Annotated in this window: 22 protein-coding genes; 13 read left to right on the plus strand and 9 right to left on the minus strand. The window is 64.7% G+C overall.

What is annotated here, in order from left to right; all coding sequences use genetic code 11:
• Positions 1 to 8 precede the first annotated feature (8 nt).
• Positions 9 to 452 carry a MarR family winged helix-turn-helix transcriptional regulator gene (locus HZZ16_RS20110; protein WP_197950889.1) on the minus strand — a complete coding sequence of 148 codons (444 nt, stop codon included), beginning with the start codon at positions 450 to 452 and terminating at the stop codon, positions 9 to 11.
• Positions 453 to 631: 179 nt separating this feature from the next.
• On the opposite strand from HZZ16_RS20110, the gene HZZ16_RS20115 reads away from it, so the two are divergent.
• From HZZ16_RS20115 to ligD, 8 genes are all read left to right on the plus strand, one after another.
• Positions 632 to 1,816: a substrate-binding domain-containing protein gene (locus HZZ16_RS20115; RefSeq protein ID WP_197950892.1), complete on the plus strand. Its 1,185-nt coding sequence runs from the start codon at positions 632 to 634 to the stop codon at positions 1,814 to 1,816.
• Positions 1,817 to 1,979: 163 nt separating this feature from the next.
• Positions 1,980 to 3,494 (plus strand): amidase, encoded by a 1,515-nt coding sequence (locus HZZ16_RS20120; RefSeq protein WP_197950894.1) that lies wholly within the window; start codon positions 1,980 to 1,982, stop codon positions 3,492 to 3,494.
• Between the two features lie 99 nt (positions 3,495 to 3,593).
• Entirely contained in the window at positions 3,594 to 4,451 is an 858-nt protein-coding gene (locus HZZ16_RS20125; RefSeq protein WP_025032673.1) for a branched-chain amino acid ABC transporter permease, read from the plus strand.
• Between the two features lie 4 nt (positions 4,452 to 4,455).
• Positions 4,456 to 5,673, plus strand: a complete 1,218-nt coding sequence (locus HZZ16_RS20130) for a substrate-binding protein (protein WP_197950896.1) — start codon at positions 4,456 to 4,458, stop codon at positions 5,671 to 5,673.
• A 6-nt stretch (positions 5,674 to 5,679) separates the two neighbouring features.
• A complete protein-coding gene (locus tag HZZ16_RS20135) occupies positions 5,680 to 6,783 on the plus strand; it encodes a branched-chain amino acid ABC transporter permease (protein ID WP_197950898.1) in 1,104 nt (367 codons plus the stop codon).
• Positions 6,773 to 7,504, plus strand: coding sequence for an ABC transporter ATP-binding protein (locus HZZ16_RS20140; RefSeq protein ID WP_197950900.1), 732 nt, complete (start codon positions 6,773 to 6,775; stop codon positions 7,502 to 7,504). Before HZZ16_RS20135 ends, HZZ16_RS20140 begins: the two co-directional genes overlap by 11 nt.
• Positions 7,497 to 8,192, plus strand: coding sequence for a branched-chain amino acid ABC transporter ATP-binding protein (locus tag HZZ16_RS20145; RefSeq protein WP_197950902.1), 696 nt, complete (start codon positions 7,497 to 7,499; stop codon positions 8,190 to 8,192). Before HZZ16_RS20140 ends, HZZ16_RS20145 begins: the two co-directional genes overlap by 8 nt.
• A gap of 60 nt (positions 8,193 to 8,252) precedes the next feature.
• Positions 8,253 to 10,070, plus strand: a complete 1,818-nt coding sequence (gene ligD / locus HZZ16_RS20150) for a DNA ligase D (RefSeq protein ID WP_197950904.1) — start codon at positions 8,253 to 8,255, stop codon at positions 10,068 to 10,070.
• A gap of 783 nt (positions 10,071 to 10,853) precedes the next feature.
• Here the strand turns inward: ligD and HZZ16_RS20155 are convergent.
• From HZZ16_RS20155 to HZZ16_RS20170, 4 genes are all read right to left on the minus strand, one after another.
• The gene (locus tag HZZ16_RS20155; protein WP_246510229.1) at positions 10,854 to 12,425 is read right to left on the minus strand and encodes a L,D-transpeptidase family protein; all 1,572 of its coding nucleotides are present in this window, start codon (positions 12,423 to 12,425) and stop codon (positions 10,854 to 10,856) included.
• Positions 12,426 to 12,892: 467 nt separating this feature from the next.
• Positions 12,893 to 13,855 carry an acetyl-CoA carboxylase carboxyltransferase subunit alpha gene (locus HZZ16_RS20160; RefSeq protein ID WP_197950909.1) on the minus strand — a complete coding sequence of 321 codons (963 nt, stop codon included), beginning with the start codon at positions 13,853 to 13,855 and terminating at the stop codon, positions 12,893 to 12,895.
• A 297-nt stretch (positions 13,856 to 14,152) separates the two neighbouring features.
• Entirely contained in the window at positions 14,153 to 15,109 is a 957-nt protein-coding gene (xerD, locus tag HZZ16_RS20165; RefSeq protein ID WP_197950911.1) for a site-specific tyrosine recombinase XerD, read from the minus strand.
• Between the two features lie 17 nt (positions 15,110 to 15,126).
• Positions 15,127 to 15,273 carry a hypothetical protein gene (locus HZZ16_RS20170; protein ID WP_035669499.1) on the minus strand — a complete coding sequence of 49 codons (147 nt, stop codon included), beginning with the start codon at positions 15,271 to 15,273 and terminating at the stop codon, positions 15,127 to 15,129.
• A gap of 173 nt (positions 15,274 to 15,446) precedes the next feature.
• Here HZZ16_RS20170 and HZZ16_RS20175 point away from each other — a divergent pair, with 173 nt between their 5' ends.
• The 3 genes from HZZ16_RS20175 to HZZ16_RS20185 all read left to right on the plus strand — a co-directional run bounded on the left by HZZ16_RS20175 (position 15,447) and on the right by HZZ16_RS20185 (position 18,629).
• Positions 15,447 to 16,070, plus strand: coding sequence for a shikimate kinase (locus HZZ16_RS20175; protein ID WP_197950949.1), 624 nt, complete (start codon positions 15,447 to 15,449; stop codon positions 16,068 to 16,070).
• Entirely contained in the window at positions 16,067 to 17,209 is a 1,143-nt protein-coding gene (gene aroB / locus HZZ16_RS20180) for a 3-dehydroquinate synthase (RefSeq protein ID WP_197950913.1), read from the plus strand. Before HZZ16_RS20175 ends, aroB begins: the two co-directional genes overlap by 4 nt.
• A gap of 67 nt (positions 17,210 to 17,276) precedes the next feature.
• Positions 17,277 to 18,629 (plus strand): HlyC/CorC family transporter, encoded by a 1,353-nt coding sequence (locus HZZ16_RS20185; RefSeq protein ID WP_197950915.1) that lies wholly within the window; start codon positions 17,277 to 17,279, stop codon positions 18,627 to 18,629.
• A gap of 176 nt (positions 18,630 to 18,805) precedes the next feature.
• Here the strand turns inward: HZZ16_RS20185 and HZZ16_RS20190 are convergent, their stop codons facing one another.
• Positions 18,806 to 19,084, minus strand: a complete 279-nt coding sequence (locus HZZ16_RS20190; protein ID WP_197950917.1) for a BolA family protein — start codon at positions 19,082 to 19,084, stop codon at positions 18,806 to 18,808.
• 118 nt (positions 19,085 to 19,202) lie between these two features.
• Here HZZ16_RS20190 and HZZ16_RS20195 point away from each other — a divergent pair, with 118 nt between their 5' ends.
• Positions 19,203 to 19,832 carry a J domain-containing protein gene (locus HZZ16_RS20195; RefSeq protein WP_197950919.1) on the plus strand — a complete coding sequence of 210 codons (630 nt, stop codon included), beginning with the start codon at positions 19,203 to 19,205 and terminating at the stop codon, positions 19,830 to 19,832.
• A gap of 140 nt (positions 19,833 to 19,972) precedes the next feature.
• On the opposite strand, the gene HZZ16_RS20200 is transcribed toward HZZ16_RS20195, so the two are convergent.
• Complete coding sequence (locus HZZ16_RS20200) at positions 19,973 to 21,067, minus strand: citrate synthase/methylcitrate synthase (RefSeq protein ID WP_197950921.1); 1,095 nt, start codon at positions 21,065 to 21,067, stop codon at positions 19,973 to 19,975.
• 76 nt (positions 21,068 to 21,143) lie between these two features.
• Between HZZ16_RS20200 and HZZ16_RS20205 the strand changes: the two genes are divergently transcribed.
• Positions 21,144 to 22,364 (plus strand): citrate/2-methylcitrate synthase, encoded by a 1,221-nt coding sequence (locus HZZ16_RS20205; protein WP_197950924.1) that lies wholly within the window; start codon positions 21,144 to 21,146, stop codon positions 22,362 to 22,364.
• A gap of 93 nt (positions 22,365 to 22,457) precedes the next feature.
• On the opposite strand, the gene ubiG is transcribed toward HZZ16_RS20205, so the two are convergent.
• Together ubiG and HZZ16_RS20215 are read right to left on the minus strand one after the other, a co-directional pair.
• Positions 22,458 to 23,225, minus strand: coding sequence for a bifunctional 2-polyprenyl-6-hydroxyphenol methylase/3-demethylubiquinol 3-O-methyltransferase UbiG (gene ubiG, locus HZZ16_RS20210; protein WP_197950926.1), 768 nt, complete (start codon positions 23,223 to 23,225; stop codon positions 22,458 to 22,460).
• 14 nt (positions 23,226 to 23,239) lie between these two features.
• Positions 23,240 to 23,707: a PH domain-containing protein gene (locus HZZ16_RS20215; RefSeq protein WP_197950929.1), complete on the minus strand. Its 468-nt coding sequence runs from the start codon at positions 23,705 to 23,707 to the stop codon at positions 23,240 to 23,242.
• Between the last annotated feature and the right edge of the window lie 52 nt (positions 23,708 to 23,759).

Below are 23,759 nucleotides of genomic sequence, written 5' to 3' on the forward strand. Positions count from 1 at the left end.
GCCGCCCCTTAATTCGAACTATCTATCAGGCTCTCCAGCAGCCGCTTCAATTCGCTCGTCGACTTGTCGCCGTAGCTCTCCAGGATGTGCTCCTCCTGGTCGACCGCGAGCGAGTTGAGCTTCTTGCACAGCACCTTGCCGCGGTCGGAGATGAACATCAGCACCTTGCGGCGGTCGTTGGGGTCCTGCACGCGGTAGACCAGCGTGTCGGAAACCATGCGGTCGATCATCTTGGTCAGCGTCGGATGGTTGAGCAACACGGCGTCCGCGAGCTCGCCCATCGAATGGCCCTCCCCATCCGACAGCACTTTCAGGATGCGCCATTGCTCGACCGGCACGCCCTCCTTGCTCAACCGCAGTTCGAGCTGCCGGTTGATCTCCCGGTTGGCTTGCGCGAGCAGGTAGGCGAGGTGTTCGGTGATCGGGGAGTTTTCTTTCGGCGGTTTTGCCACGGCTAAGACTTCGCCTTGACCCAAATGAGTGAATGTCTTGCAAACAATGCTGCATCTATATGCACTTCAATTCTTGAATATTCAATATTTTCAAAATAGGATCATTGCCCAACAAAAGGGCGGAAGCCGCGGCCGCCTGCTCAATGTGCTTTCAGGTCTGGTCTCAGACAGGAGTTGGCGTGCACGCGACGGTAAACTTCCCGGCTCACGGCGGTCCGGTGTTGCCGCCGTCCCTGCTGTTCAGGAATTTGTCGTCATCGGCGGCGGATTTCGACCTGTCTCCGGTCGATGCGCATGTCATCCAGCGGCGGGGTGCGCGCAACAAGCTGCGCATCGGCAATTTCCTCACCTTCACCGGCTCGCCCGGAATCTGGGGCCCGACCTCCACCAACAGCGCGATGCTGGCCGTGGCCGAGATCAACAAGCGCGGCGGCATTCTGGGCCGCGAGCTCGAACTATCGATCTACGATTCCGGCGGACCGATCGAGGAGGTGGTGCGCCGCGCCGAGCAGGCGATCGCCTTCGACGAGGTCGACCTCATCATGGGCTCGCATATCAGCGCGGTTCGGGTTGCGCTGCGCAAGGTCACCGGCAACCGCATCCCCTACATCTACACGCCTGTCTATGAGGGCGGCGAGCGCACGCCGGGCGTCATGGCGATCGGCGAAACGCCGCGCTGGCAGAGCCGGCCCTCGATCCATTGGCTGGCGGAGGTCAAGAATGCGGCGCGCTGGTACCTGATCGGCAGCGATTACGTCTGGCCCTGGCAGTCGCATCGCGCGGTCAAGCGCTACATCAAGGAAGCGGGCGGCCAGGTCGTCGGCGAGGAGTTCGTACCCGTAGGCGAGGACAATCACGAGCCGCATCTGGCGCGCATCCGCGCCGCCCGGCCCGATGTAGTGCTGATCTCGCTGATCGGCACCGACAGCATCACCTTCAACCGCGCCTTCGCCGAAGCGGGCCTCGCCACGTCGACGCTGCGGCTTGCAGGTGCGATGGACGAGACCGTGCTGCTCGGCATCGGCGCCGACAACACCGAGAATCTGTTCTGCGCCTCCGGCTATTTCAACGGTCTGGTCTCGCGCGCCAATGACGAGTTCCTCAGCGCCTATTATTCCATGTTCGGTGCCAACGCGCCGCCGGTCGGCTCCGTCGGTCAGTCGAACTATGAGGGGCTGCGCTTCCTGGAATCCGTCGCCAACCGCGCCGGATCATTGGCGTTTCGTCCGCTGCTCAAGGCCGCGCGCAACACCGTCTACTCGGCGGGCCGCGGTCCCGTGACGCTTCGCGACGGCCGCGCCGAGATGCCGATGTATCTCGCTGAAGCCGACGGTCTCGACTTCAAGATCATCAAGACGCTCTGAGAGACGGCTCCGATACGCCGCAGCCGCCTTGCGAAATAATACTTGAAATGGAAAATATTTCCGTCTCTAGTAACGACGTGAAGCCGGTTGGCCCGCGCCCCTGAAGGCGCGAGCGAGAGGCTTTCATCAGTGCCAGGGATCAAGAAGCTTCAAGGAGAGCGCCGTGACAGTTGCCCTTCCCACGCCAGCCCAACTTCGCAGTGTCGCCGAGCAGTGCGGCCTTTCGCTCACCGATGACGACGTCGCCTCGTTCCGCGGTCTCATGCAGGGCTCGATCGAAGCCTACAATCTCGTTGCCGCGATGCCGGACGAATTGCCCGAAGTGAAATATCCGCGCACGCCGGGCTACCGGCCCTCGGCGGAGGAGAACCCGCGCAATGCCTGGTATCGCAAGACGACCGTGAAGGGCGCCGCCAGCGGCAAGCTCAAGGGCAAGACCGTCGCGCTGAAGGACAACATCATGCTGGCCGGCGTGCCCATGACCAACGGCTCGTCGACGCTGGAGGGCTATGTGCCCGATTTCGACGCCACTATCGTCACGCGCATGCTGGATGCCGGCGCCGAGATCAAGGGCAAGGTGCATTGTGAGCATTTCTGCCTGTCCGGCGGCAGCCACACCGGCTCCTACGGGCCGGTGCATAATCCGCACAAGATGGGTTACTCGGCCGGCGGCTCGTCGTCGGGCTCGGGCGTCGTGGTCGCGCTCGGCGAGGTCGACATGGCCATCGGCGGCGACCAGGGCGGCTCGATCCGCATGCCGTCGTCGTTCTGCGGCGTCTACGGCATGAAGCCGACCTGGGGCCTCGTCCCCTACACCGGCATCATGCCGATCGAGATCTATGTCGATCACACCGGCCCGATGACCGCGACCGTCGCCGACAACGCCCTGCTGCTCGAAGTGCTCGCCGGCGACGACGGCTACGATCCCAGGATCAAGGCCCCGAAAGTGGAGGAATACACCAAGGCGCTCGGCCAGGGCGTCAAAGGCATGAAGATCGGCATCCTCAAGGAGGGTTTCGAGCAGCCGACCGCCGAATCTGCGGTGAATGAAAGCGTGCGCGAGGCCGCAAAGCGCTTCAAGGATCTCGGCGCCATGGTCGAGACCGTCTCGATCCCGATGCACCTCATGGGCGGCGCGATCTGGACTCCGATCGGCACTGAAGGCCTGACCCAGACCATGATGTTCGGCGACGGCTACGGCCTCAGCCGCGGCGATCTCTATTCGACCTCGCTGATGGATTTCCATCGCGGCTGGCGCCGGCAGGCCGACTCGCTGTCCGAGACCACGAAGCTTTTCATGATGCTCGGCACCTACATCAACAACAATTTCGGCCCGCGCTTCTATGGCAAGGCGCTCAACATCTCGCGCCGGCTGACCGCCGCCTACGACAAGGCCTTTGCGGATTACGATCTGCTCCTGCTGCCGACCACGCCGATGAAGGCGACCAAGCTGCCGGAGCCCAACGCCAGCCGTGAGGAATATGTTGCCCGCGCGCTCGAGATGATCTCGAACACCGCGCCGTTCGACATCACGCACCATCCGGCGATGTCGCTGCCCTGCGGCATGGTCGACGGCCTGCCGGTCGGGCTGATGCTGGTCGGCCGCATGTTCGAGGAATCCACCATCTACCGCGCCGCCCATGCCTTCGAGCAGATCGGCGACTGGAAGAAGATGTGAACCAAGATTTGATGCAGGCTGACGGAACACAGAAGCGTTTTCAAGCGAAGTGGATGCCGGTTCGCGTGAAGAAAACGCGTCAAAACAAGAATCCAACACATGGCTAACGCGTTCGTCGCGGCGTTCGAGATCCTGAGCTTCGGCGCGATCATCGTCCTGATCGTGCTGGGGCTCGGGATCATCGCCAGCATGATGGGCATCTTCAACTTCGCGCAAGGCGAGTTCGTCCTGCTCGGTGCCTACATCACCTATCTCGCTTATGCCAAGGGCCTGCCGATCTGGGCGGGCATGGTTGCAGCACCTTTCGTGGTCGGCGCGCTCGGCTTCGTGCTAGAGGCACTGATCATCCGACGATTCTACGCCGCGCCGATCGTTGCCATGCTCGGCACCTATGCGCTCGGCCTGATCATCCGCGAAGCCGTGCGCGGGCTGATCGGCGGCTTCTATCTCACCGTGCCGGAGCCGATCGGCGGCTCGATCGACATCGGCGCCATGCATATTTCGGCGTGGCGCTTCACCATCATCGTCATCACGCTGCTGGTGATGGGCCTCTGCTATCTGCTGCTGTCGCGCACCAGCTTCGGCCTGCGCGTGCGGGCGACGCTGGAGAACCCGTCGCTGGCGCGAGCGTCGGGCATTTCAACGCCGCTGATCTACGGCGCCACCTTTGCCTTCGGCGCTGCGCTCGCGGGCCTTGCCGGCGCGCTGATCGTGCCGGTGTTCAGCCTGTTTGCCGATCTCGGACTGCGCTTCCTGATCCAGGGTTTTGTCGCGGTCATGGTCGGCGGGGTCGGCTCCTTCATCGGCCCGGTCGCGGGCGCCGGCGTCATCGGCACGCTGAGCGCGGCGCTGCCCTGGGTGATGGCACCTGTCGTCGCCGACGTCCTCGTCTTCGTGCTCGCCATCGTCTTCATCAAATTCCGTCCGCAAGGTCTCATCGCTGGAAAAGGGGTTTAATCACATGCTCGATCGTACTCAGCTCACGCGACGTCGCTTCCTGTCCAATTTTGCTTTTGCATCGGGCGCGGTCGCGACCGGCGTCGGCAGCTGGGTGATCCCGGCGCCCTGGGCCAATGCTGCCGAGACGCCGATCAAGGTCGGCATCGCCACTGACCTCACCGGCCCGATCGCCTATGCCGGCAACGCCGACGCCAACGTCGCGAAAATGGTGATCAAGGAGATCAACGCGGCCGGCGGCCTGCTCGGCCGTCCGCTCGAGCTCTACATCGAGGACACCGCGTCCAACGAATCCGTCGCCGTCGGCAACGTGCGCAAGCTGATCCAGCGCGACAAGGTCGATATGGTGCTGGGAGGCATCACCTCCTCGATGCGCAATGCGATCAAGGACCCGATCGTGGCGCGCGGCAAGACGCTCTACATCTATCCGCAGCTCTACGAGGGCAAGGAGTGCACGCCCTATTTGTTCTGCACCGGCCCGACGCCGGCGCAGCAATGCGACGAGTTCATCCCCTGGCTGATCAAGAACGGCGGCAAGAAGTTCGCGCTGCCCAGCGCCAATTATGTCTGGCCGCACACGCTCAACGTCTACGCCCGCAAGGTGATCGAGGCGAGCGGCGGCGAGGTCGTGTTCGAAGAATACTACCCGCTCGACCAGGTCGACTTCTCCGCAACCGTCAACCGCATCATCTCCAACAAGGTCGACGTCGTCTTCAACACCGTCATCCCGCCGGGCGTCGGCCCGTTCTTCAAGCAGCTCTATGAAGCCGGTTTCCTCAAGAACGGCGGCCGGCTCGCCTGCGTCTACTATGACGAGAACACGCTCAACATCAACCAGGCTGCCGAGATCGAGGGCCTTGCGAGCTGCCTCGACTATTTCAAGGTGCTGACCAAGGAGAACCCGTTCGACGCCAAGATCCAGGCGGCCTATGAAAAGGATTTCCCAGGCAACTTCCTGTTCGCCGCCGGCAGCGCGGCGACCGGCACCTATCGCGGCCTCAAGCTGTGGGAAGCCGCGGTGAAGGAAGCCGGCAAGATCGACCGCGAGTCGGTGGCCGCCGCGCTCGACCATGCCAAGATCGCCGAAGGTCCGGGCGGACCCGCCGAGATGGTGCCGGGCAAGCGGCACTGCAAGATGAAGATGTACACCGCGGTCGCCAAGAGCGGAAACTACGAGATCGTCGGGCGCAGCAATGGCCTCGTCGATCCCAAGGAATGCTGAGGTGGAATGCTGAAGCCGATGAGTGTGGTAAGAGAGGCCATCGTCGCCGACGCGGACGACGAAGCGGACGGTGCGATGGCTAAGGGCACAGCGGCGGAACGGGCCAATGACCGCGTCAAGGCAGGACGAAAAATCCTGCCCATCATCGAGGGCCTCGTGCTCCTCGCGGCGCTACTCGCGCCGCTGGTGCTGCAGGACTATCTCACGGTGTTCGCGACGCGGGTGATCATCCTCGCGCTGTTTGCGCTGTCGTTCGACCTGGTCTGGGGCTATGCCGGCATCATGAGCTTCGGCCAGGCCCTGTTCTTCGGCTCGGCCGGCTACGGCGTCGCCTTGCTCGCGCGCGACCTCGACATCACCAACATCTTCCTGGTGCTGCCGGCGGGAACGCTGATCGGCCTCACCTTCGCGCTGCTGCTCGGCGGCTTCCTGCTGCTGGGCCGGCATCCCTCCAGCGTGATCTTCGTCTCGCTCGGCACGCTGACCGGCTCCTACGCCGCCGATCGCCTCGCGCGCGGCTGGTATTATCTCGGCGGCCAGAACGGCATCCCCTCGATCGCACCGATGTCGCTCGGCGGTTATGACTTCACGGAAGGACCGGCCTTCTACTATCTCGTGCTCGGCATCCTCGTCGTGGTCTATCTGCTCTGCCGCTTCCTGGTGCGTTCGCAATTCGGTCTGGCGCTGGCGGGCTTGCGCGAGAACGAACAGCGCATCGCCTTCTTCGGCTACAAGGCGCAGCACCTGAAAGCGATCATCTTCACCATCGGCGGCGCCATCGCTGGTCTCGCCGGCAGCCTCTATGCTTTCCACGAAGGTTTCGTCTGGCCCAACATGGTCGGCGTCGTGGTCTCGACCCAGGTCGTGCTCTATGTACTGTTCGGCGGCTCCGGCACGCTGATCGGCGCCGTCATTGGGGCCGTGATCGTCGAGGGCGTCAGCTTCTGGCTCTCGGACAATTATCGCGACATCTGGCCGATCATCCTCGGCCTGCTGCTGCTGCTCGTCATCCTGTTCCGGCCGCTCGGCCTGATCAGTTTTGTGCTCGGCGAACGCGAACGGGTCGGCAGCTTTGGCGCCAAGGTCAAGGAGACGCGCAATGCTCCTTGAAGCGGCCGGCATCAAGAAGGTCTTCGGCAAGCTCACCGCGCTTGACGGCGCAGCCCTCACCGTCGGCGAGAACGAGTTTCACGGCCTGATCGGCCCGAACGGCTCCGGCAAGAGCACGCTGATGAAGTGCATCGCCGGGGCCGAGGTGCCGACGCAAGGAAAAGTCTCCTTCGTCAACACCGACATCACCGCGTTCACGCCGACCGAGCGCGCCCGGGCCGGCATGAGCCTGAAATTCCAGATCACATCCGTGCTGCCGTCATTGACGCTCTACGACAACATCCTGCTCGCGCTGCAGGCGCAGTCCTCGCTGTTCGATCTCGTGTTCTCGCGCACGCGCGGTGCGTTGCACGACCAGGTCATGTCCATGCTGAGGCAGTTCCGCCTCGCCGATCGCGCCTTCGATGCGGCTGCCGCGCTGTCGCACGGTCAGCAGCAATGGCTGGAGATCGCGATGGCGCTCGCCGGCAAGCCGAAGCTCCTGCTGCTCGACGAGCCCACCGGCGGCATGAGCCTGGAGGAACGCCGCGTCACCGGCGAGCTGCTGCAGCCGATCAAAAAACATTGCTCGCTCGTCATCGTCGAGCACGACCTCGATTTCATTCGCGACATCTGCGATCGCCTGACCGTGCTGGACCAGGGCAAGGTGCTGGCAACAGGCACGGTGTCGGAGATCCAGGCCAATACATCCGTCCAGGAGATCTATCTGCGCCGTGCCTGAATTTTTGGACATCAAGCATCTCGACGCCGGCTATGGCCGCAGCCAGGTCCTGTTCGACGTCAGCCTCGGCATTCCCTGGCGCGGCGGCGTTGCCGTGCTCGGCCGCAACGGCGCCGGCAAGACCACGCTGATGAAGACCATCGTCGGCGAGTTGCCGGCATGGAAGGGCGAAGTCGCCTTCGACGGCCGCGACATCAGCCACCGCGCCACCCAGGAGCGCGTGCGCGCCGGCATCGGCTACGTGCCGCAGGAGCATTCGGTGTTCGCCCGCCTGTCGGTGCGCGACAATCTCGCCGTCGGCTCGCTCGCGAACAAAGACGCCTCCGCCATCGACCGCGTGCTAGCGATCTTCCCAAAGCTCGGCCAGCGCCTCGACCAGCCCGCCGGCACGCTCTCCGGCGGCGAGCGCAAGATGCTGGCGATCGGCCGCGCCATGCTGGGCGATCCAAAACTGCTGCTGCTGGACGAGCCGACCGAGGGCGTTTGGATCGGTGTCATCGAGGAGATCACCGAGCGCCTGATCGAGCTCGCCAAGACCATCGCCGTCATCATCGTCGAGCAGCACCTTGACCTCGCTTTGCGAGTCGCCGACTACGCCTATGTGCTCGACCGCGGCCGCGTCGCGCTGCAGGGCTACGCCGGCGAGGTGAAAGGCAATCCGGAGCTGATGCGGTATCTGGCGCCGTAGGGCGCGGCTCTACTTTTATTTTAGATCGGAACGAATCCGTCGGGCCGCGTTGAATCCAGCATGTGTGCTGTTGCGTTGCGTCAGTTGGGACTATCGCGCCTAGCCGGCGCGCGGAAGATTCCGATTCCGTCTTACATCGTGCCATGCGATCCCACGCTGCGCGAAAACCCACCGCAAGGCGGCGGCTGGGTGTTCGAGATAAAAGCCGACGGCTATCGCGCGCAACTTCACCTGCAGGCAGGCGCGGCGACGGTCTATTCGCGCGCTGGATACGATTGGACCGAGCAATTCTCGTCCATTGCAGCCGACGGGCGAAGGCTCAGAGCCGAGAGTGCGATCATCGATGGCGAGGCCGTGGTCTACGGTTGTAATGGCTTGCCGGATTTCCAGCAGCTGCGGCGCGAGCTCGGCGCCAAGCAGAGCCGCCGCATTCGCTATCACGCGTTCGATCTGTTGTATCTCGACCGATACGATTTGCGTGGCGTCGCCTTTGTCCAGCGAAAGCAACTGCTGCAGCGGCTTCTCAAAGAAGCGCCCGAGACTTTCATCTACGTCGAGCACGTCGAAGCCGACGGCGAGGAAATCTTTCGCCATGCTTGCAGGCTTGGCCTCGAAGGGCTGCTCGCCAAGCGCGCCGACGCACCTTATCGCTCCGGACGGCAGGAAGCCTGGCTCAAGCTGAAATGCAAGAAGAGCGAGACGTTTCCCATCGTCGCATTCGTCGAAAAGCTGGGCGCGTACCCGCGGAAGGTGGCTTCGCTCTACATCGGGCGTCACGAGGATGATCGCCTGCTTTATGCCGGCAAGGTCCGCACCGGCTACACCGAGGCGACCGCGCGTGAATTGCGTGAACGGCTCGACCCACTGATCCGGCGCAATTCTCCGCTCGATCTGCCGGTAAAGAAGCCCAAGGCGACGTGGGTCGAGCCGGTGGTGAATGCCGAGGTGGAATATGGCGCCCTGACCGACGATGGCCTGCTGCGTGAAGCCGTGTTCAAGGGCCTGCGCGACGATCTTGCGCCGCGGAAGGTCAGGGCGCCCCGGTTGGTGCCTTCATCGGTCGGACGGCCGAAGCTCGGCGTTCCCAAAGAGAATATCCTGCAGCTGCTGCCCGACGCGATCGTGCCGTCCAAGGAAGAGCTCGCGCGTTACTGGACCCGCGTCTGGAAGAAGGCGCTGCTGCATCTAGGACATCGACCGCTCAAGCTGGTGCGGCACGTGCACGGCACGACGTTCTATCATAAGGGGCCGCTGCCGAAGGACATTCCGCAAGCGGTGCACCAGCTACGCATCCGAAAGCGCGAAGGCGGCGAAGGCACGCGGCTTTGGGTGGACAGCCTTGAGGGTTTCCTCGGACTCGTCGAGATCGGCGCAGTCGAATTGCATCCCTGGAATTCGACTGTCGAGGATGTCGAGCACGCCGATCGCATCGTGATCGACCTTGATCCCGGCGAGGGCGTCGCATGGGATGCTGTGATCGAGACCGCCCTGGAACTTCGCGCGCTGATAAGCCGTGAGGGGTTTGCGACCTGGCCCAAACTGACTGGCGGCAAGGGCATTCATCTGACGGCGCCGCTTGACGTGCCAATGCTGCACGATCAGGCGCATCGCATGGCACGCAACCTCATGGCCGATTTCGCATTGCGTCGACCGGATCGCTACGTCCTCTCCGCCCAGGCCAGGCGCAGCGGCCGCATTTTTCTCGACTATTTGCGCAACGGCCGCGGTACCACCGCGGTCGGCACCTTCTCGCCGCGGGCGCGCGAAAATTTTCCCATAGCTGCGCAGGTGACATGGGAGCGGATCGAAAGCGGCATCGTGCCCGACGCGTTCACGATCCGCAGTCCCTTCCGTGTGGTGCGGAGGAGAGGGCGATAATGAGCGCGTTCGGGCGCCTCGCCGCCCGCCTACTTCATCGCCGAGAACCGGCTGTCGAACGAGTTCGACTGCACCACTCCCACATCAACGTTAGTTGTCAGGCTCCGCGAGCGGAGCATCCAGTACGCCACGGCCTCTCGCTCGATTATGGCTGCGCCGCTTCGTTGCTTAAATGTCAAAGAGCCGAACGTGACATCGCGATCCCGCGGCGCCCAGCGCCCGGGTTTTGCTTCGCTTCTGGCCCCTCGGAATCGGAAGGGGCGCAGGGAAGGCCGGGTACCGGCTGGCACCCGCGAGCCCCTGTGCATGATGCGTAGAGTAGACGCTCACAGGGGAGACACAGGTGCAGCCCGATAACCGGCCTTCCCTGCGCAGTGGTTTGACGGCTTATGTCGCGCTCTCCCCGGGGAGCGATGCACTATTGCCCCCGTCGCCTCGCGAGATCACTGATACGCGCCCTCCGGTTGGAGAACGTGCACCACCGCGAGACTTGACGTACAGACCCCGGACGTCAGGACCACACGATTTTGCCGTACGCGGCCCTGCTTCGCCCCTTGGCTTCGCAGGGCATGGCAGCGCCTGTCGTACCGCGCCCGCTGATCGCTCACGGGGACTACCCGCCCTGCGACCGCATCTGGCGCCAACGCCGCCCGCGTCCACCGCAACCCACCCCACGAACCGTGACGATCGCGACCCGCCCCCTTCCGGAGGGATGAGATGCGCGAAGGATAGGGTGTTTCGGGTGTTCGGGTAAAGCGAATTCCCTTATCCGAAGGAGCGTGCCTACTTCACCGCCGAGAAGCGGCTGTCGAACGAGTTCGACTGCACCACCGGCGCGGCGCCGGCCATCATCGGGGCGCTGTCGCCCGCGCCGTCGCTCACCGACGGCTTCAACGCCGGACGCGTCGCGGCGAGGCGGGTGTCGGGCTTTGCCGGTTCGGCGGTCTTGGCGGCGACAGCCGCCGGCTTCGGCGTATCCTTCGCAGCATCCTTGGACTTGTCTTGCCCCGGCACGAAGCGAGTCACGGCGGCCTTGAGTCGCGAGGCGGCCGTGGCCGGCGTCGTGGACGTCTGGGCGGCCGGCGCGACGGACGCAGTGGCCTGCGGCGCCGGCGTGGTGGTCGCCGTGGTATCGGCGGTGCCGAACCCCATCTTGCGGCCGAGATTGGAGAAGAAACCGCCGCTTGAGGATTTTTCGGCGGGCGCAGCCGAGGCGACGCGGGGGCCAGTCGCGGGCGCGCTGACCGCAACCACCGGCTCCTCCTGCGGCGCGGGCGCGCTTGCCGCCACATCGAGGTTCGGCTTGGGCGGGTTGACGTGGCCGGGGATCGTGCCCGGCGCCTTGGCCATGGCCAGCATCTGCAGCGTGGTGCCTTCGGCGCTCTCGGACAGGCCGGTCGAGCCTTCCGGAATCTTGGCGGCGAAGATCTTGTGCATGCCGCCGTCGATGCCGGTGTTCATCCGCGCCACCGGCGTGCCCTTGGCGACCAGCCTTGCGTATTCGGCTTCGTCCTTGGCCTGCTTCTCGCGCACGGCGCTGGCGATCTCCTCGGGGATCACATAGGCCGGGCACTTGGCCGAGGCGTCGAAAACCGGATCGCGCTTGGCATCCGCGGGCTTTGCCGCGTCGAAGACGTACTTCTTCTCGCAGAAATCGACCTTCGGCTCCTGCCGCGTCACCTCGAAATGATCATAGCCTTGCTTGATCATCTTCCAGAACGGCATGTTCGGATTGTTCCGGTGCCTGGCCATGTTCACCGGCGTCATCTTGAACGGATAGGCCTGCAGCTGGAACGCCTTCTGGCCGCCGAAGAAGGACTCGCGGCCGAGCGAATAGATCTCCGCAATCTGCTCGTCCGTCATCGCGTAGCAGCCGCGCGACGAGCAATCGCCATGCACCATTAGCTGCGAGCCGGTGCGGCCCAGCGCCTTGTCGAACGCGTTCGGGTAACCCGTGTTGAAGGAGAGGTAATAGGCCGATTGCGGATTCATCTGGCTCGGATTGATCGAGTAGAATCCCTCCGGTGCCTGGCGGTCGCCCTCGCGCACCTTGGGGCCGAGATCGCCCGACCAGCGGCAGATCGGATAGGTCTTGAGCAACGCGAACTGGCCCGAGCGGGTCTGCTTCCAGACCTCGAGCTCGGCCTCCTGCTTGAACAGGCGGACCAGGATCGGCGATTGCAGGTCCATGTCCTTCTCGGCCATCGCGGCGATCAGCTTCGGTGGCACCGGCTGATTGGCCTTGGCGTTGGTCGCGAGCGAGGCCTGATCGGTGTTGCAGCCGGCGAGCAGACCGCCGGCCGTCAACAGCGCAACCGAAACCAAGAGCGCGCGAGCAAGCGAACGAGAAATCAAGATGGACCCCACACCGTGCCGGGCTTTGAAGCGCGAACCCCAATTCTTCCGAAGCGCGATCCGACCGGAAAACCGACCCGCCGAGACGGGCCCGGTCAGACCTCGCTCCAGCGCTTATGCCCTGAAGCCATTGATTAAAATTCTAACCTCTGGGTCATGTGGTCGCAACCCGAGCGGGGATCACGAGGGCGTTGGCCCAGTGGCATGGTCAACGAAGACTAAATGGACGCGACTTGGGACGGAACTGGGGCCTTCCAAGCCGACGGGGACAGAGATCGCCGATTTGGGCAAAAAAAGGGTTAATGCAGGGTTACCGGCGTCATCTTCACCTCCCCCGCTTGCGGGGGAGGCCGGGAGGGGGCTCGCGCCGCATTGGGAATGTTGCGAGGGGAGACACCCTCTCCCCAACCCTCCCCCGCAAGCGGGGGAGGGAGCGCACCGCCGTTTGCGGCGCTAATCGAACCGAATCAGCCCAGTTTCCGGCCGATATCGAGGAATTTCTGCCGCCGCATCTTGCGGATGGCCTCTCCATCAAAGTTCCGCAGCTCGTCGAAGGCCTTGGCGATGGCATCCCCAGTGGTGGCGATCATGGCGGCGGGGTCGCGGTGGGCGCCGCCGACCGGCTCCTTCAGGATGGCGTCGATGACGCCGAAGCGGAGCATGTCCTGGGCGGTGATCTTCATGTTGTTGGCGGCTTCCTGCGCCTTGGTGCCGTCGCGCCAGAGAATGGAGGACGCCGCTTCCGGCGAGATCACGCTGTAGATGGCGTGCTCGAGCATCAAGACCCTGTTGGCCGTGGTGATGGCGATGGCGCCGCCCGACATGCCCTCGCCGGTGATGATCGCGACGTTCGGCACGGTCAGCGCCAGGCACGCATCGGTCGAGCGCGCGATCGCCTCGGCTTGTCCCCGCTCCTCGGCGCCGATGCCGGGATAGGCGCCGGCGGAATCGGCGAGCGACAGCACCGGCAGGCCGAACCGCTCGGCCATCTCCATCAGCCGCACGCATTTGCGATAGCCTTCCGGCCGCGCCATGCCGAAATTGTGCCGGATGCGGCTCTCGGTGGAATCGCCCTTTTCCTGGCCCATCACGCAGATCGGCTCGCCGCGGAAGCGGCCGAAGCCGGCGACCAGCGCCTCGTCCTCGCCGAACTTGCGGTCGCCGGCCAGCGGGGTGAATTCGGTGATCAGGCCCTTGATGAAGTCGTTGAAATGCGGCCGCTGCGGATGCCGCGCCACAAGCGTTTTCTGCCACGGCGTCAGGTTCGCATAGAGGTCCGCCAGCGCCTGCGCCGCCTTGTCCTCGATCCGCCCGATCTCGTCGCTGATGTCGGTGCCGGTGGCGGCGAGCGCGCGCAATTCGTCGACCTTGGAGTCGAGCTCGGCGACGGGCTTTTCGAAGTCGAGATAGCTGCGCATCTGGTCTTGCATCAACTCAATATAGAGGACGGGGCGAGGCGGCGAAGCGAATTTAGATCTGCGGAAAGAAGTGTAGCTTCTCCAATGGCTTGACCTGTGCGCTGCGAGCTTGCCCGCCAAATCATGCGAAAGGCCCCGGCTCTTTCTGCGGAGAAGTGGCCGAAGTCAAGGCGGTTTAGGCTGTCCTCCTGGCCCCGATGTCGTGTCCCGGACGCTGCAGCGCAGGGCCGGGACCCAGCAAGCCGCATGGGCCCCGGCTCAGCAGCGCATCACTTACGTGCTGCGCTGCGTCCGGGGCACGAGACCTGTTTACTTCTCCGCCAGCGGGTGCAGGTCACGCACCAGGCTCTTGAGCCGCTCCTCGACCACATGGGTATAGATCTGGGTCGTCGAGATGTCGGTGTGACCGAGCAGGGTCTGCACGATGCGCAGGTCCGCGCCGTTGTGCAGCAGATGGCTGGCAAAGGCGTGGCGCAGCACGTGCGGGGAGACCAGCCGGGCCTGCAGCCCGGACGCAACCGCGAGCTCCTTGAGGTCGCGGGCAAAATGCTGGCGGGTCAGATGACCGCTCTCGCCGAACGAGGGGAACAGCCATTTCGAGGCGGCCACGCTGCTCTTCCTGTCGGCCTTTGCCGCTTCCGTGGCGGCGAGATAATCCGCCATCGCCTGCCGCGAGGCGTCGTTGAGCGGCACCAGCCGTTCCTTGTTGCCCTTGCCACGCACCACGATCATGCGGGCGTCGCGCTTAGCCGCCGAGCGCGGCAGTGCCACCAGCTCGGAGACGCGCAGGCCGGTGGCGTAGAGCACCTCGAGCAGGCAGTAGAGCCGCAAGCTGCGCAGCCGCCTGGAGGGCGAGGCATCTTCCGCCTCGCTCAATTCCTTGGCGCGGCGGAGCATGCGGTCGACGTCGGCAATCGACAGCACTTTCGGCAGGCCGCGGCCGCGCTTCGGGCCTGACAGGATCGCGGCGGGATCGTCAGTGCGGATGCGCTCGTTCAGCAGGAAACGGTAGAGGTGCCGCATCGCGGACAGCCGGCGGGCCACACTGGTGGACTTGAAACCCCGGGTGTCTAGATCGGCGAGATAGTCGCGCAGCGTCTGGGTCTCGGCATCCACGAACGTGTGGCCGACCCGGCCCAGAAACTCAGAGAAATCGGTGAGGTCGCGGCGGTAGGCGTCGAGCGTGTTGGGGCCGGCGCCCTGTTCCGCTGCGAGCATGTCGAGGAACAGGCCGATGAGCTTGGCGTCTGAGGGCGGGCTGCGCATGCCCGGGAGGCTAGCTCCTATTTCTTTAGAAACTTGTCCGGCGGGATCGTCACCGTCATTTCCCGCGGCTTCGGATTGACGAAGTTCGCCAGCGCGAAGACCACGCCATAGACGATGCCGGCGATCACAGCGACGACCGTCAGGAAGCGGAACAGGCTCGGCATCGTTCTGGGGTCTCGGGTCGGGGCGCGGCGGCCAAATTAACCAATGAAATCATCCAACATGTTCGCCGTTTCGTGGCAAGAGTCCTCTGGCGAGGGCCCCCATGGGGTCGTATAGGTGGCCAAAGCATGCCGCATCTGGCGGCAGTTCGAGCGAGATCCAGTCGAGCGAGACGATGTCCGACGCCGCGTTGCCGCTTCCTGCTTCGCCCGAGGCCGACATCCTGTCGGCACTCGGGGCGCGCTCGATCGTGCTCGTCGGCATGATGGGGGTGGGCAAATCCACCATCGGCCGACGCCTCGCGGCCCGGCTCAAACTGCCCTTCGTCGATGCCGACACCGAGATCGAGGCGGCGGCCGGCATGACCATACCGGAAATCTTCGAGCGTTACGGCGAAGCGCATTTCCGCGAGGGCGAGGCCCGGGTGATCGCGCGGCTGCTCGACGACGGGCCGGTGGTGCTGGCAACCGGCGGCGGCGCCTATATGCGGGAGGAGACGCGAACCCGCATCGCGGCCAGGGCGGTCTCGATCTGGCTCAGGGCGGACCACGACGTCATCATGCGCCGCGTCCGCCGCCGTGCCGATCGCCCGCTGCTGCAGACCGCCGACCCGGAAGGGACGGTGACGCGCCTGCTCACCGAGCGCGAGCCGGTCTATGGCAAAGCCGACCTCACCATCGCCTCGCGCGACGTGCCGCACGACAGAATCGTCGAGGAGTGCATCGAGACGCTGCGCGCCCATCTCTGCGGCGAGCACTCCGCCCCACCCCCTCAAGACGTTGCGAGTGCGTCAAGATGACTGCGCCGTTGAAGCATTCCGATCCCGTCAATGTCGGCGTCGCGCTGGAGAATCGCGCCTATGACATCGTGATCGGCCGCGGCGTGCTGGCTTCGCTCGGCGAGCGCCTCGCCGCTCTGCGTCCCGGCGTGCGAACGGCAATCGTGACGGATCGCACGGTGGCAAAACACTGGCTCGAGCCGACCGAAGCATCGCTTGCGGCCGCCGGCATTCCGACCTCGCGCATCGTGGTCGAGGAAGGCGAGATCTCGAAAACCTATGCCGGGCTCGAAAAGGTCAGCGAGGCCCTGATCGCCGCTCGCATCGAGCGCAACGATCTCGTCATCGCGCTCGGCGGCGGCGTGGTCGGCGATCTCGCCGGCTTTGCCGCGGCCATCCTGCGCCGCGGCGTCGATTTCGTGCAGGTGCCGACCTCGCTGCTGGCGCAGGTCGATTCCAGCGTCGGCGGCAAGACCGGCATCAACTCGCCGCAGGGCAAGAACCTGTTAGGGGCCTTCCACCAGCCGGTGCTTGTCATCGCCGACACCGCGGTGCTCGACACGCTGTCGCCGCGTCAGTTCCGAGCCGGCTATGCCGAGGTCGCCAAATACGGCGTGCTGGGCGACGAGGCCTTCTTCACCTGGCTGGAAAAGAACCATGCCGAGATCTTCAAGGGCGGATCGGCCCGCGAGCATGCGATCGCGACCTCCTGCCGGGCCAAGGCCGCAATCGTCGCGCGCGACGAGCGCGAAACCGGCGAGCGTGCGCTGCTCAATCTCGGCCACACCTTCGGCCACGCGCTGGAAGCGGCGACCGGCTTCTCCGACCGCCTGTTCCATGGCGAGGGCGTCGCCATCGGCATGACGCTGGCGGCGCAGTTCTCGGCGAAGCTCGGCATGATCGGCGAGCGTGAGGCGGCGCGTATCGAGCGCCACCTGATCGAGGCGGGTCTGCCGACGCGCTTGCAGGACATCGCGGGCTTTGCGCAGGAAGGGCTTGCCGATGCCGACGCGCTGATGGCGTTGATGGCACAGGACAAGAAGGTCAAGCGCGGCAAGCTCACCTTCATCCTGCTGGAGGCCGTGGGCCGCGCGGTGATCGCAAAGGATGTCGAGCCGGCGCCGGTGCGCGACTTCCTGAAAGAGAAGCTCGCGCAGTGATGACGGGACCGTTCAGATCGGCCGCCCGCGAAACGGCGGGGAATGCCGGGGCGGTCGCGAGGCAAACATGAGTTCGATCTCGATCAATCTGCTGCTTGCGGCCCTCTTGCTCGCCGCCAACGCGTTTTACGTCGCGGCGGAATTTGCGCTGGTGAAGAGCCGCGGCTTCCGCGTCAAGGCCATGGTCGAGCAAAACCGCTTCGGCGCGCGCCTGCTCCAGACGATGATGGGAAACATCGAATCCTATCTCGCCTGCTGCCAGCTCGGCATCACCATGGCCTCACTCGGTCTTGGCTGGATCGGTGAGCCGACCGTGTCTGCGCTGCTGAGCCCCCTGCTCAGCCCGCTCGGATTGTCGGAGGCCACGCTGCACTTCACCTCCTTCGTGGCGGGTTTTCTGGTCTTCTCCTCGCTGCACATCATCATCGGCGAGCAGGTGCCGAAGACGCTTGCGATCAGGGAGCCGATGCCCGTGTCGCAGTGGATTGCTTACCCGCTGCATTTTTCCTACCTGGTGTTCTATCCGCTGAGCTGGTGTCTCAACACGGCGTCGAGCGCGGTCCTGCGTCTGATGGGGGTGCAGGAGTTCTCGCAACACGAAATCCTGACGGATTCCGAGATCGAAGGCCTGGTCGAGGAATCGGCCGTGCACGGCAAGATCGAGAGCGGCGAGGCCGAGTACATTCACAACGTCTTCCGCCTCGGCGAGCTGACGGTGTCCGACGTGATGGTCCACCGCACGGCCATGGTGATGATCAATGCCGACCTGCCGCCGGAGGAGCTGGTGCGGGAGGTGCTGGCGACCGAATACACCCGCATTCCGCTGTGGCGGGACAAGTCGGAGAACATCATCGGCATTCTGCACGCCAAGGATCTGTTGCGCGCGATCCGCGCATCGGAAGGCGACACCTCGCGCATCGACGTCACCACCATCATGCTGCCGCCCTGGTTCGTGCCGGAGATGCGGCCGATATCCCAGCAGCTCAAGGCGTTCCGCCGCCGCAAGACCCATTTCGCGCTGGTCGTCGACGAGTATGGTGAGGTCGAAGGCCTCGTGACGCTGGAAGACATTCTGGAGGAGATCGTCGGCGACATCTCTGACGAGCATGACGTGGTGGTCGCCGGCGTGCGCCGTCAGCCGGACGGCTCCGTCGTGGTCGACGGCTCGGTGCCGATCCGCGATCTCAACCGCGCCATGGACTGGCATCTGCCCGATGAAGAGGCAACCACGGTCGCCGGCCTCGTCATTCACGAGGCGCGCTCGATCCCCGACCGCGGCCAGAGCTTCACCTTCCACGGCTTCCGTTTCCGTGTCCTCCGCCGCGAGCGCAACCGCATCACCGCGCTCCGTATTTCACCGGTGACGCGCGAGGCCGAGCTGGAAGAGGCCAAGCCGAGACGCGCCGGGACGTCTTTTTGATTTTTGCTTACCCTCCCCTGGAGGGGGAGGGTCGATCGCGCGCAGCGCGAGCGGGGTGGGGTGATCTCTCCATACGGGCACTGTCGCGTGAGGAGAGACCGTCACCCCACCCCGTCTCTCGCCTCGCTTCGCTCGACATGAGCCGACCCTCCCCCTCCAGGGGAGGGTAAGAGAAGTCAACCTTCCCCCGGTGCTTGCGCGTTGATCGCGAGCGCGTGGACGCTGCCGGCGAGTTCCGCGGCGAGCGCCGAATTTATCATGCGGTGACGGTCGACCCGGCTCTTCCCTTTGAAGGCGGCAGACACGATATACACCCGGAAGTGCGTCTCGCCGCCCGGCCGATGGCCGGCGTGGCCCTCATGCAAATGTGACTCGTCGACGACTTGCAGGCTTTCCGGCGTGAAAGCTTCCTGCAACTTGTTGCTGATAGTATCTTTCATAGCCATGTGTGCCATTAAGGTGCGCGCTCGCATCTCGTCAATACCCGGACGTCCAAGCTCGTCGCGACCGGGTGCTCAGCGAATTGCAATGTCAAGACTTGAAGGTTTTTGCATTGCGTAGTCAAAGTCAGCCATGCCGATCGATTCATCAAAGTTCTTCGACTCCATCCGCGTGAAGCCGCGGGGCAAGCAGCCGGAAGTGAAGCCGCGCGACATCGCGGTCAATTGCGAATGGGCGGGCTGCGCCAACAAGGGCTCGCATCGCGCGCCGAAGGGCCGCGAGAACCAGCGCGAGTACTGGCACTTCTGTCTCGATCACGTGCGCGAGTACAACCAGAACTACAATTTCTTTTCCGGCATGAATGCCGAAGCCGTGGCGCGCTATCAGAAGGATGCGCTGACCGGTCACCGCCCGACCTGGAAGATGGGAGCCAATGGCGGCAAGAAGGGCGCGGAAGAGATCGACATGGCGTCCGATCCTTTCAGCATGTTCTCCGAGATCAACGGCCGCGCCAGCTGGCGCAAGGGCCCCGAAGCGGAGCCCAAGGCCGAGACGCGCAAGGTGATGAACGCCGAGCGCAAGGCGCTTCAGGTCATGGGCCTCGGCCCCAGCGCGACGCTTGCTGACGTCAAGACCAAGTACAAGGCGCTGGTCAAGCAGCACCACCCCGACGCCAATGGCGGCGACCGCTCGACCGAAGATCGCCTGATCGAGATCATCAAGGCGTACAATTATCTGAAGACGGTCGTGCGCGAGGCGTAAGGGCCTCGCGGCATTCAGTGTCGTAGGGGTGGGCAAATCGAAGCGTGCCCCCGCTTTTTTTAGATCGAGACAGATGGTGGGCACGGCGCAAATGCGCCTTTGCCCACCCTACGATTCCGGCCTCGCGGAGGCATCCGCTCTCAAACTTCCGGCATCGCTCCGACATAGGACGAGCTCGGTCTGATCAACCGCCCCGTCCGTTGCTGCTCGCGGGCATGCGCGGTCCAGCCTGCGCTGCGCGCGACCGCGAAGATCGGCGTGAACGCCTGCCGCGGAATCGCCAGCGCGTCGAGCAGGATCGCGGTGAAGAACTCGACGTTCGTCTCCAGAAGCCGCTCCGGGTTCTTCTTGCGCAGGGCGCTGCGGATATAGGCCTCGACCTCGCCGGCAAACGGCAGATCGGTGCCGCTCGCCGCCAGCGCCTCGACTGCGGTCTTGAGCACGTCGGCGCGCGGATCGCGGACGCGATAGACCCGGTGGCCAAACCCCATCATGCGCTCGCCGCGCGCCAGCGCCGCATCCACCCAGGGTTTTATGCGCTCGCGCGAGCCGATCGCGTCCAGCATTTCCAGCACCGGCTCCGGCGCGCCGCCATGCAGCGGACCGGTCAGCGCGCAATAGCCGGCGGTGACGGCCGCGAACAGATCGGCCTGCGTCGAGGCCACCACGCGCGCGGTGAAGGTCGAAGCGTTCATGCCGTGGTCGCTGGCGGTGACGAGATAGGCATCGAGCGCCGTGACCTCGCGTGCTTCAGGCGCGCGCCCGTGCAGCATGCGCAACGTGTCGGCGGCATGGCTCACGTCGGGATCGGGTGCGACCGGCTCCAGCCCTTTGGCGCGCCGGACCAGCGCGCCCGCGATCACCGGAAACGCGCCGACGATCGTCGCCTCGTGCTCCAGCCCGTGCTCGGCGCGAAGTCCGGCGATGGCGGCACGGAACCCGTCGATGATGCCCATGCCGCGCGTCGCCGGCAGCAGGTCCGGCAGCCGCGCGAAGGCGCGCTCGCGCGCCACGCCCAGGCTCGCCCGGACATTGGCTTCCGTGAGGGTGGTCTTGCTGGCGCCGTTCCAGAGCCGGGCGGTGACGCCCTCGAAGCTCGAGATAGCGGCGAGCCGTCCGACGTGCTCCCCGGCAATGATGAGCTCGCCGCGCTCGCCGTCGACATGACTCAGCACCGTCTCGGCCGCGGGAACGCCGTCCAGCCCGATCTGGCTCTTGGTGAGGTGGATGTTCATGGCCCAAATCTCCTGTTCACGAAAGACAGGGTGAGGCCTCTCGACACATTGATCAATCTTGATTACATAAATCAATATGAAAAATTCCGATGGGCTGTACCTCTCCGCCCGGGAAGCCGCCGCCGAGCTCGCGATCTCCCCGGCCACCCTCTACGCCTATGTCAGCCGCGGCCTGATCCGCTCCGAGCCGACACCGGACTCGCGAAAGAACCGCTATCGCGCCGAGGATGTCCGTGCGCTGAAGGAGCGTCGCGTGCCGTCGCCGGAGCCACGCGGCCTGCGCAGCTTCGATGCCGAACTGCCGGTGATGGACACGGAGATCTCGACCATCACCGAGGAGGGTGCGATCTATCGCGGCGTCAATTGCGTCGATCTTTCCGAGAACGACACGCTGGAGCACGCCGCCACGCTGCTGTGGGATGTCGCCGACGTCGATCCGTTTGCGCCTGACAATCAACCCGAGCTCTCCGCGGAAATGCGCGTGATCGCGGAGGCCGCGCGCCGGGCGGCACCGATCGACCGCGCCATCGCCGTGCTCGCACTGGCCGCGAGCGTCGATCCCCGCGCCTTCACCCGGGCACCCGATGGCCGCGCCATGGTCGGCGCGCGCATCGTCCGCCTGCTGGTTGCGACCATGCTCAATGCGGAAGCCTCGGCCGAGCCGCTGCATCAGCAGGTTGCGCGCGCCTGGGCGGCGGACAACAAGCACGCGCCCGATTTGATCCGCCGTGCGCTGGTGCTGCTCGCCGATCACGAGCTGAACGCCTCGACCTTCACCGCGCGCTGCGCGGCCTCGACCGGCCTCAATCTCTACGATTCCGTCATCGCCGGGCTCGCCGCGTTGAAAGGGCCGAAGCATGGCGGCGCCGGCGTCCTGGCCTCACAGCTCGTCAAGACGCTGGTCGACCGCGATGTCGAGCCAATGGTCCGCGAGCGCGTCGCCCTCGGCGAACGCTTTGCCGGCTTTGGTCATGGCGTCTACAAGCACGGCGACCCCCGCGCCCAATCGCTTTTGAACGCGCTGTCCCGCTCCGGCGCGCCGCGCAAATTCACCAAGGAGGTGCCAGAGCGGATCGCGGAAGCCACCGGCGAGTTCGTCAATATCGACTACGCGCTCGCCGTGCTCGTCCACGCACTGCGCCTGCCCGCCGGCAGCGAGCTGGCGCTGTTTGCGATGGCGCGCAGCGTCGGCTGGATCGCGCACGCCAGCGAGCAATTGCAGTTCGGCAAGCTGATCAGGCCGAGGGCGAGATATGTGGGTCCTGCACCGGGACGCAGGGCGGGGCCTGCTGGTTAGAATCTCTGCGAGTGCGGCGCTCTCCGCTGTCGTCCCTGCGAACGCAGTAGACAGCGTTCTGGGCGGAACAGCTCGTACCCTACCCAGGGCCGTTCACACCATCGCTTCCGCGACGACCATGTAGTTCACGTCCATATCGGACGACAGAGACCATTTGTCGGCGAAGGGCGAGTAGACGACGCCGGTCTGCTCGGTGATGACGAGACGGTTGTCGAGCAGGTATTTCGTCAGTTCGTCGGGCGTGACGAACTTGTTCCACTCATGCGTGCCGCGCGGCAGCCAGCGCAGGACGTATTCGGCCCCGACGATGGCGAGCGCAAAGCTCTTCCAGTTGCGGTTTAGCGTCGAGACCACCATCAGGCCGTTCGGCTTCAGCATCGCGGCACAGCGCTTCAGGAATATGCCGACGTCGGTGACGTGCTCGACCACTTCCATCGCCAGCACGATGTCGAATCGCTCGCGCGGGTCGATCTCCTCCACCGTGGTGCAGCGATAGTCGATCGCCAGATGACTCTTGTCGGCGTGCAGCTTCGCCGCCGCGATGTTGCTCGCAGAGGGATCGATGCCGATGACCTGCGCTCCGAGGCGCGACAGCGGCTCGCAGAGCAGGCCGGCGCCGCAGCCGATGTCGAGCACGCGCAAGGACCCGAGACAATTGAGGCTCCGCACGTTGCGCTCGAACTTGCGGCAGGCGGCATCGCGGATATAGCCGAGCCGCAGCGGGTTGATCCGGTGCAGCGGCGCCATCTTGCCCTTGGGGTCCCACCATTCCGCCGAGAGTTTCGAGAATTTCGCGATCTCGGCGGCGTCGACGCTCGAGCCGGGCTGGGCGGAAAGAGAAGTATTTTGCTGCATGCTCATGGTTGGGCGCGGTCCTACCGCGTGGTGATCGAACTACGGAAGGCGAGCGGCGAGGCAATCGTCTTGATCGTCTCGATACCCTCGCCGACGCCGCGAATCGTCACGTCGCCGTAGTTGAGAATACGTCCAAGAATGGTCTGGTCGACGTCGACGCTCTCGACCTTGTCCAGCGCCATCTCGAAGGTTCGGCGCTTGATGAAGCCCGTCTTATGCACGACCCTGAGATTGGTGACGTCGGTCTCGGTGGTGAAACGATGGAACCAGCCTTTCACAGTCCAGTACAGGGCCGCCAGCGCCGCGAGACCTGCGGCGCCAAGGCAAAGCAGAAGGAGCCAGTCCACGGTTGCCTGCCGCGACAGGATGAGCAGGGCCAGCGCTACGATCCAGGCCACGATGGCCGGAAAGTAAAAGATCCAGTGCGCATTGGTCGAATACAGCACTCGCTCGCCGGGCTGCAGGATCTCGTCGATGTAACGCGCCATGACCTAGCTTAACCCAACTACCCCACCCTGCCCCCGCAGGAACCCGCTTGCC

This window comes from Bradyrhizobium glycinis, from assembly GCF_016031655.1.
Classification (GTDB): Bacteria; Pseudomonadota; Alphaproteobacteria; order Rhizobiales; family Xanthobacteraceae; genus Bradyrhizobium; species Bradyrhizobium glycinis.